The sequence below is a fragment of the Nocardia sp. CC201C genome, assembly GCF_030010695.1.
Taxonomy (GTDB): Bacteria; Actinomycetota; Actinomycetes; order Mycobacteriales; family Mycobacteriaceae; genus Nocardia; species Nocardia otitidiscaviarum.
In genome coordinates, this window is sequence record NZ_JASCXP010000478.1 from 1 (window position 1) to 5,256 (window position 5,256).

Below are 5,256 nucleotides of genomic sequence, written 5' to 3' on the forward strand. Positions count from 1 at the left end.
CCCGGCGGCTGTTCCCCGCCGAACTCCCGGTCGGGGTGGTGACCGCCGTGCTCGGCGCGCCCGTACTCGTCTATCTCCTGGCCCGCGCAACCCGAATCGGACACGCTGGATGACCGCTCACCTCACCACCGCTCATCTCACCACCTCGGCGCTCACCCTCGCCTACGGCGACACACCGGCCGTCACCGATGCCACCGTGGACTTCCCCGCCGGGGCGCTGACCGTCATCGTCGGCCGCAACGGCTGCGGCAAATCGACGCTGCTGCGCGGGTTGGCCCGCCTGATCCCGCCCGCGGCGGGTGCGGTGCTGCTGGACGGCGGCGATATCGGGCGGCTGCCCGCCCGCACCCTGGCCCGGCGTCTGGGGATGCTGCCGCAGCAGCCGACCGCCCCGGACGGCATCACGGTCGCCGACCTGGTGGGCCGCGGCCGCCATCCCCACCAGCGCTGGTTTCGCCAGTGGTCCGAGGCCGACGAGGCCGCGGTGCACCGGGCGATGGCGGCCACCGACACCCTCGAACTCGCCGACCGCAGCCTCGACGAACTCTCCGGCGGGCAGCGCCAGCGGGTGTGGGTCGCCTTGGCGGTGGCGCAGGATCCGGAGGTGCTGCTGCTCGACGAGCCGACCACCTTCCTGGATCTGACCCATCAGCTCGACGTGCTCGATCTGCTGCGAAATCTGTTGCCGCGCACCATCGTCGTGGTGCTGCACGACCTCAATCTGGCCGCCCGCTACGCCGATCACCTGGTCGCGATGCAGGACGGCCGCGTCGTGGCGCAGGGCGCACCGTCCGAGATCGTGCGCCCCGACCTGGTGGCCGAGGTGTTCGACCTCGACTGCACCGTGATCGACGACCCGGCCACCGGCACGCCGCTGGTGGTTCCCGCCGCGCGAAAGGTCCGCACCGCATGAGCCGCCGCCACATCCTGGTCGCCCGCCCCACCCCCGCCGGTGTCGATCTGCCCGCCGTCGCCGCCCTGGCCCGTGCCTGCGGTATGGGCTACGCCCTGCTGGACCAGGGCGAGCCGACCATCCACGAGGTGCTGGACGCGGCCGCCGCCGACGACGTGCCGGTCACCCTCATCCCGCTGGCCGTTCCGCGCGACCGCTATCTGGAGACCTGGATCGCCCGCGCGGTGGCCAACTGGAAGGAGACCCGCGACCTCGACCTCGATCTCCGCATGACCGAGAGTATCGACGGCACAGCGGATTTCGCGGCCCTGATCCGTGCCCGCGCACAGGACGCGGGCACACCGGTGACGGCGAGCCCGCGCGCCTTCCGCAGTCCCGCCTGGTCGGAGATCCCCGAGCACAGCACCCATATCCTGGTCTGCCGCGGCCCCCGCTGCACCGTCTACGGCGCGGCGGAACTCCACCGCATCCTGCGCGACACCCACCCGGATGCCCTCATCACCCCGACCGGATGCCTGCATCCGTGCAATCTGGGGCCGCTGTACATCACCTATCCCGACGGCCGGTGGCATTCGGGGGCTGCGGTGGAGACCGCCGAGGCGGGTCGGAACGGGTAGCCCATCGCCAGCGGCACCGGCTGCGCTACGGGAAGTCCAGCGCGGCTCGGCGGACAGCCCGATCAGCACGGCGGGCAGCCCGATCGGCACGGCGGGCAGCCCGATCGGCACGGCGGACAGCCAGACCAGCACGGCGGACAGCCAGACCAGCACGGCGGACAGCCAGACCAGCACGGCGGACAGCCAGACCAGCACGGCGGACAGCCAGACCAGCACGGCCGTTCAGCCGAATTCCAGTGCGCCCCAGACCGGTCCGGCGAGCAGGCCGATCAGCACGGACAGCACGGCCGCCGCGTAGGCGGTGACGGCGGCCGCGCCCGGCGGGGACGGTTCGATATCGCCGCCGCCGCGCACGACCGGAACCACCCAGCGCAGGTAGTAGAAGACGCTGGCGACCGTATTGACCAGCGCCAGCACGGCCAACCAGCCCAGCCCGGCGTCGAAGGCCGCGCTGAAGACGGTCAGCTTGCCGACGAACACAGCGGTGGGCGGGGTGCCGATCAGGCCGAACAGGCACACCAGCAACGCCGTTGCGAGCCCGGGTCGACGCCGCAGCAGCCCGGTGTAGTCACCGAGGGCGCGCCGGTCGGGCAGCGCGCACACCACCGCGAAGGCACCGAGATTGGTGACCGCGTAGGCGGCCAGATACAGCAGGATCGCGGGCACGGCCAACTCCGACCCGCGCACGGCGGCGACGCCGACCAGCAGGTATCCGGCCTGGCTGACGGTGGAGTAGGCGAGCAGGCGGCGCACATCGGTCTGGAAGAAGGCGGCGAGGTTGCCCAGGGTCATGGTGGCGGCGGCGATGACCGCGATCAGCACCCCCCAGCGCAGCTCCCCGTCCGCCGACACCACCGTGCCGAATCGTGAGATCGCCACGATGGCACCGAGTTTCGGCACGGTGGTGACCACGGCGGCCACGGCGGGATGGGTGCCCTGGGTGACGTCGGGCACCCAGAAGTGCGCCGGTACCGCCCCGGCCTTGAACAGCAGCGCGCCCAGCAGTGCGACCGCGCCCACCGCCAGGGCGGCGCGCGGGGCCGTCGGCGCGGCCTCGGCCAGCGCAGTATAGGTGGTCGCTCCGCCCGCGCCGAGCACCAGGGCCGCGCCCAGCAGCATGGTGGTGCCGAACAACGCGCCGAGCAGGTAGTACTTGAGGGCGGCCTCCACCCCCGCGGAGTCCTTCTCGAAGGCCGTGAGCGCGTACAGCGGAATACTCGCCAGCAGGTACGCGGTGATCAGCACCAGCAGATCGGCGGCTCCGGCCAGCAACACCGCGCCGAGTCCGGCCAGGGTCAGCAGCACCACGAATTCGGATTCGCGGGCGGCGGCCCGGGTGCCGGGCCACGACAGGGCCAGGATCAGCAGTAGGGAAACGGCCACCGTCAGACGCACGGCGTTGGTGGCGGTGTCGATGTCGTAGGTGGCCTCGAAGATGGTGGCGGGCGGGTTGTTCCAGACCGCGACCGTCGTCACCAGTGTCGTGATCGCGGCGACAGCGGCGAGCAGCCGAACCGGCCACTGCCGGGTGCGCGGCAGGAACGAGCCGAGCAGCAGACCCAGCACCGCGGCGAGGGCCAGCGCCGCCTCCGGGGCGAGCGCCGCCAGATCCGCGCCCATGCCACCGCTCGCGGCGAGCACCGCGACACCTCCGTGGGCCGCGCTGTCGGTCCCCACGTCAGCCCTCCACCAGCAGCCCGAGCACCCGTGCCGACGGTTCGATCACATCCAGCAGGAAGCGTGGAGCCAGCCCGATGACGAGGGATCCGGCGAGCAGCGGGATGATCGACCAGGCCTCGGGCGCGGTGACATCGGTGAACTCGCCGATGCGCTTCGGCCCCAGGAAGATGCTCTGATACGCCCGTAGCAGCAGCGCCGCGGTGATCAGGATGCCGGTGAGCGCGATGGCGGTGAGTACCGGCGCGGGTGCGAAAGAGCCCAGGAATACCTGGAATTCGGCGATGAACCCGGAGAAGCCGGGCAGGCCGAGCGAGGCCATGGACGCGACCGCCGTGGCCGCCGCCAACACCGGGGCCGCGGCGGCGAGACCGCCGAAGGCGTCCAGGTCGTAGGTCTCGCGCCGGGCGTACAGCACGCCCGCGATGAGGAACAGCGCGCCGGTGATGAGCCCGTGGCTGACCATCTGCGTGACCGCGCCCGAGATCGCCAGCGTGCGGGCCTGTTCGGAATTGCCCGCCACCAGACCGGCCGCGCCCAGGGCGAGCAGGATGTAGCCCATGTGGTTGACCGAGGTGTAGGCGATCATGCGCTTGAAGTTCCGCTGTGCCAGCGCGACCAGCGCGCCGTAGAGCACACTGACCACGCCGACAATCAGCAGCACCAGGGCGAAACGTCGCCACGCCTCCGGCAGCAGCGGCATGGCGATGCGGACGAAACCGTAGGTGCCCAGTTTCAGCAGCACACCGGCGAGCACGGCGGAACCGGCGGCGGGCGCTTCGGTGTGGGCGGGTGGCAGCCAGGTGTGGAAGGGCACCGTCGGAGTTTTGACGGCCAGGCCGAGCACGATCGCGGCCAGTGCGATCGAACCGCGTACCGTGTTGTCCGCCAAGGGGTTCGCGGCCGTCAGTTCGACGATGTCGAAGGTGTGCGGGTCGGCGGCCAGGTACAGGATGATGAAGCCGAGCAGCAGCGCCAGCGATCCGATGAAGGTGTAGAGGAAGAACTGCAAGGCCGCCCGGCGCGCCTGCCCGTGGCCCCACCCGTTGATCACGAAGTACATGCCCACGATCGACAGATCGAAGAACACGAAGAACAGCACCAGATCCAGCGAGACGAAGACTCCCAGGCAGACGGTCTCGAGGAACAGGAACAGCGCGGCGAACCAACGCACCCGGCGGGTCTCCCGCAGCGAGTAGACCGCACACGCCAGGAACAGCACGGTCGTCATGGCGACCAGCGGTAGACTGAACCCGTCCAGGCCGATGTGATAACTCGCCCGCAGGCTCGGAATCCAATCGACGCGTTCGGTGAAAGCGAAGTCGCCGGGTGCGGGCGGGGTTCGTCGGTAGGACCACCAGAGCACCGCGACCAGCACGACTTCGGCCGCGCTCGCGGCCACCCAGGCCCAGCGGACGGCACGATCGCCCAGTCGGGGTACGGCGGCCAGGATCAGCGCCGCTGCCAGTGGTAGGAACACCAGCACACTGAGCATTCCGCACCTCCTCTCGTATCGGTCATCCCCTGGGTCCGTGTGGAACTCACGTCAGCACCCGACTTCCGTCGCCACGCCGCGCGTACTTCCGGAGCGCGCCGCCCGCCGCGCCTGCCTGCGATTCTCGCTCCCGGGCTTCGTGCCTGCCGAGTCCCGCCGCCCGCGCCTCTTCGAACGCGGAGGCCCCCCGCACACGTCCTCCAGCCCGGCTGTGCGCTTCCGATGTCTTCCGAAAACGCCGGTATCGCCTGCCCGAACCTCGCCAGCCGGGCAGTCCCTTGCCCGCGTAGACCGAGCTCGCCTGCCCGAACCTCCACCGTCCGGTGGTCCATTGCGCGCGTACCCCGAGCCCCGTTGTCCCGCAGTCCAGGTCGACCGGACGCCCACGGGTGCTGTCGCTGTCCGCAACTCGGCGGTATCCCTCCGTGCCCGTGCGCTCCACCTCATGCCAACACCAGCAGCACTACTGCCAACAGCACCATGAGCACTGCCGCCTGGGCGTAGTACTGGTGCACCGCACCGGTTTCCGGACGCCGCGCCCACCGACCCAGCTC

General features: G+C 70.8%; 5 protein-coding genes. 3 read left to right on the forward strand and 2 right to left on the reverse strand.

Annotation, left to right across the window (positions count from 1 at the left end):
* Nucleotides 1-8: 8 nt before the first annotated feature.
* Genes QK444_RS32110 through QK444_RS32120 form a run of 3 tightly spaced genes read left to right on the forward strand, consistent with a single transcriptional unit; the run spans nucleotide 9 to nucleotide 1,530 of the window.
* A complete protein-coding gene (locus QK444_RS32110; protein WP_282785823.1) occupies nucleotides 9-113 on the forward strand; it encodes a hypothetical protein in 105 nt (34 codons plus the stop codon).
* Nucleotides 110-913 (forward strand): ABC transporter ATP-binding protein, encoded by an 804-nt coding sequence (locus QK444_RS32115; RefSeq protein WP_282785819.1) that lies wholly within the window; start codon nucleotides 110-112, stop codon nucleotides 911-913. The genes QK444_RS32110 and QK444_RS32115 overlap by 4 nt, the downstream gene beginning before the upstream one ends.
* The gene (locus QK444_RS32120) at nucleotides 910-1,530 is read left to right on the forward strand and encodes a (2Fe-2S) ferredoxin domain-containing protein (RefSeq protein ID WP_282785820.1); all 621 of its coding nucleotides are present in this window, start codon (nucleotides 910-912) and stop codon (nucleotides 1,528-1,530) included. The genes QK444_RS32115 and QK444_RS32120 overlap by 4 nt, the downstream gene beginning before the upstream one ends.
* A gap of 222 nt (nucleotides 1,531-1,752) precedes the next feature.
* Here the strand turns inward: QK444_RS32120 and QK444_RS32125 are convergent, their stop codons facing one another.
* Both QK444_RS32125 and QK444_RS32130 read right to left on the reverse strand, forming a co-directional pair.
* Nucleotides 1,753-3,207 (reverse strand): NADH-quinone oxidoreductase subunit N, encoded by a 1,455-nt coding sequence (locus QK444_RS32125; RefSeq protein ID WP_282785821.1) that lies wholly within the window; start codon nucleotides 3,205-3,207, stop codon nucleotides 1,753-1,755.
* A 1-nt stretch (nucleotide 3,208) separates the two neighbouring features.
* A complete protein-coding gene (locus tag QK444_RS32130; protein ID WP_282785822.1) occupies nucleotides 3,209-4,702 on the reverse strand; it encodes an NADH-quinone oxidoreductase subunit M in 1,494 nt (497 codons plus the stop codon).
* Nucleotides 4,703-5,256 lie beyond the last annotated feature (554 nt).